Origin of the sequence: Mesorhizobium sp. M4B.F.Ca.ET.089.01.1.1, assembly GCF_004022605.1 — a bacterium.
In the GTDB taxonomy this organism is placed as follows: Bacteria; Pseudomonadota; Alphaproteobacteria; order Rhizobiales; family Rhizobiaceae; genus Mesorhizobium; species Mesorhizobium abyssinicae.
This window is the reverse complement of record NZ_RZOS01000564.1, coordinates 1-3,253: the sequence shown is the minus strand read 5'-3', so window position 1 is coordinate 3,253 and position 3,253 is coordinate 1. Positions and strand designations below refer to the sequence as shown.

Sequence of the window (3,253 nt, the reverse complement as noted above, 5' to 3'; positions counted from 1 at the left end):
CCTTTCGCCCGTGTGATGATGGCCGGCATCTCGCAAGCATGCGACGCCACCGGCGCCGGGATCGCGTTGGTGTCGGCTCAGAATGACGAGAAACTCGCCTGGAACATCCAGAGCGCCCTGGTCGACGGCTTCATCCTGTTCTGCATCGAGGGCGGTCCTCGCCTCGTCGAATTGACGCGCGAACGGAGGCTTCCCTTCGTCGCGCTCGCGATCGGCTTCGATGACGACACCATCTCGATGATCGGCATCGACAACATCGCCGGCGCCAGGCTGGCCGCGCGTCATCTCGGCGAACTTGGGCATCGCCGCTTCGCCGTCCTGTCGCTGCCTTTCGTCGACGGCAGCACCGGTCTTGTGACGCCCGGGCGGCTCGGGACGGCGCTCTACACAGCAACGCGTGACCGGCTTGCCGGCTATTTCGAGGAGCTTGCCCGCTTCGGCGTCGATACCACCAGGGTGCCGGTCTACGAGACCGAAAACGAGGCGGCCACCACCAGGGCCGGCCTCGAGGCCATCTTCGCCAACGGCGAGCCGCCCACCGCGATCCTGGCCATGTCGGACCGGATGGCCATGGTCGCGATCGACTGGCTGACGGAGCGCGGCCTGAACGTCCCGGGCGACGTCTCGGTCGTCGGCTTTGATGGCGTGCCGGATGGCCTGCTGAGCAGACCTCAGCTCACCACCATCGCCCAGCCGATCACCGAGATCGGCCGTCGGGCGGCGCGGATGATCCTCGATTTCGATGGCGCGGTGCGGCGCGAGATGCTCGGCGTCGAACTCGTCGTCAGGGCATCGACCGGGCCGGCGAAGGCCTGATCCTCAGCGATTGCCTGCGGCCATCGGCTGGGCGACGAACGTTGGTCGCGCCGGCGCCTCGCCGCGGACCGGCTTCCGGCCCAGTGAACCGATGCCCGACAGCCATTCGAGATAGAAGGCGAGCGCGAACTGCATGGCGATGCCGGCCGATATCAGCAGCGTGTCGTAGGCAAAGCCGCCCGGATTGATCAGCTTCAGCACCTGCGCCACCATGGCGAGAACCGTGCCGGCGATGAACACCGGCAGCGAGCGCTTGCCGAGGATGGCCAGCGGATGGTCGGTGCTGGTGCGGAACAGGTTCGAGACCGCCGGCAGCGCGACGATCAGATAGCTCACCGCCAATATGTGCAGGAGCCTGGGCAGCGACAGGAAGGTCTTGTCGAAGCCGGTCAGCACCACCGGCAGGTCGAGCCAGGATATGCGGCCCCAGAGCGGGCTGTGCACCCAGACCAGCGCCGTCAGCACATAGGCGGCGGCAGCCCCGACCAGCCAACGATTGACCGGAATGGTTCCGCCGCGCCTGACATGCAGCATGGCGGCCAGGCCGATGTTGAACAGGAACTGCCAGGACAGCGGATTGAGGAACCAGAAGCCGGGCTCCGGATAGTTCGGCGGCGCGATCTGCCAGATGCCGGCGATCAGCCACAGGGCAGCCGACAGTACAAGCGCCGGCACCGGCCTGTAGCTGATCAACAGCAGGAAGGCCGGCGCCAGCAAAAGCAGCACCGCATAGACCGGCAGGATGTTGTTGTAGCCGAGCTGGTGGCCGAGCGTGACGATGCCGACCAGCACCTCCGGCGTGTTTTTCATCAGCGGCTCGATGTTGATCAGCTTCAGCAGCTCCGGCCGCCGGGCGAACACCGCTGCGGCGCAGAACAGCGCCATCACCACCATGGTCGTGACGATGTGGGCGGCATAGAGCACGCCGGCGCGCCGCCACATTTTCAGCGTCGCCAGCAGCCGGCCGCCGGGCTGGAATTTGCTGCCGTAGGCGAGCGCCACCGACATGCCGGAGATCAGCACAAAGGCTTCGGCCGCGTCCGAGAAGCCGAAATTCTTGTAGGTCAGCGTCTCGAACATTGTGCCAGGCACATGGTCGATGAAGATGGTGAGCAGCGCGAGCGCGCGAAACACGTCGATACGCGTGTCGCGATCGTGGATACGCGTATCGCGATCGTGGATACGCGTATCGCGATCGTGGATACGTGTGTCCCGTCCGGGCGAAACTGGCATGGTCATCGACAAAAGGCCTCAAAGCTGGTCGTTCATTCGGGCAATGCGACCCCCGGCGCACCGCTTTGATTCCTCCCGTGAGAGGGAGTGTATCGGCGCAGAAACGGACTGAAGTAAGCCTGGTTCAATCAACTTTCGCGGAGCAAGAAAATAATCCGTTTTGAAGCCGGCAAATCAATGAAACAGCCATGAAATCAAAAGGATATGAGCGTGCCTGAATATACTGACGATGGCGGCGTCTTCTATGACTTGAGCTTCCTCCATCGCTTCATCAAGCCATCCGGCGCAAGCGGCGAATGCCTGTTCCTGCTGCATGGATCCGGCGTCGATGAAACCACGCTGGTACCGCTTGCGAGACAGATCGCGCCCAGGGCCGCGCTGGTCGCGGCGCGCGGCCGAATCCCGCAAGAGGACGGCTTTCGCTGGTTCGAGCGGATCACGCCGACCAGCTTCGAGCAGGCCAGCATTCGCACGGAGACGGACACCTTCGCCACCTTCGTTGCCGAGGCGACGAAGCGCCACGGGCTCGATCTCTCCCGTGCGGCCTTCGTCGGCTATTCGAACGGCGCCAATCTGGTTTCGAGCCTGATGCTGCTTCATCCCGGTCTGGTCCGGCGGGCAGCGCTTCTGCGGCCGATGCCGGTGCTCGACGAGACACCGCCGACGGATCTCGGCGGCACGAAGGTGCTGATGATCGCCGGCGCCGCCGACCTCACCTACGGCCCGTTCGCGCCGGCGCTGGTGACGCTGCTAAGCCAGCGCGGCGCCACGGTCGATGCTCGCATCGTTGCATCGGGACATGAGATCGGCGACCCGGACGCGGCCATCGTCAGGCAATGGCTGGCGGATCCGGCCGTGGCGTGAGTGGACTAGGACCGGAGCCCTATCCCTTCCCCATCCGGTTCCAGGCATCGAGCCCGGCGATCTTGTAGGCTTCGGCCAGGGTCGGGTAGTTGAAGGTGTTGTTGACGAAGAAGTCGACCGTGCCACCGAGATTGATCACCGCCTGGCCGATATGGATGAGTTCAGTGGCGCCCTCGCCGACGATGTGGGCGCCGAGCAGCCGGCGCGTTTCGACCGAGAACAGCAGCTTCAGGAAGCCCGAGTTGACGCCCATGATGTGGCCGCGCGAGGTTTCGCGGAAGCGCGCCACGCCGACCTCATAGGCGGCGCCGCTTTCGCGAAACCTCGCGCGGCCACATCA

General features: G+C 64.8%; 3 protein-coding genes and 1 pseudogene. 2 read left to right on the top strand and 2 right to left on the bottom strand.

Annotation, left to right across the window (positions count from 1 at the left end; all coding sequences use genetic code 11):
• Positions 1-816, top strand: an 816-nt coding sequence (locus EN780_RS30680; RefSeq protein WP_128276157.1) for a substrate-binding domain-containing protein, incomplete at its 5' end; no start/stop codon positions are given.
• Positions 817-819: 3 nt separating this feature from the next.
• Here the strand turns inward: EN780_RS30680 and EN780_RS30675 are convergent.
• Positions 820-2,049: an OpgC family protein gene (locus EN780_RS30675; RefSeq protein ID WP_245500174.1), complete on the bottom strand. Its 1,230-nt coding sequence runs from the start codon at positions 2,047-2,049 to the stop codon at positions 820-822.
• Positions 2,050-2,253: 204 nt separating this feature from the next.
• On the opposite strand from EN780_RS30675, the gene EN780_RS30670 reads away from it, so the two are divergent.
• A complete protein-coding gene (locus EN780_RS30670; RefSeq protein ID WP_128276155.1) occupies positions 2,254-2,913 on the top strand; it encodes an alpha/beta hydrolase in 660 nt (219 codons plus the stop codon).
• A gap of 19 nt (positions 2,914-2,932) precedes the next feature.
• On the opposite strand, the pseudogene EN780_RS30665 reads toward EN780_RS30670, so the two are convergent.
• A pseudogene (locus tag EN780_RS30665) lies at positions 2,933-3,232 on the bottom strand (Si-specific NAD(P)(+) transhydrogenase); the annotation flags it as partial.
• Positions 3,233-3,253: the final 21 nt, after the last annotated feature.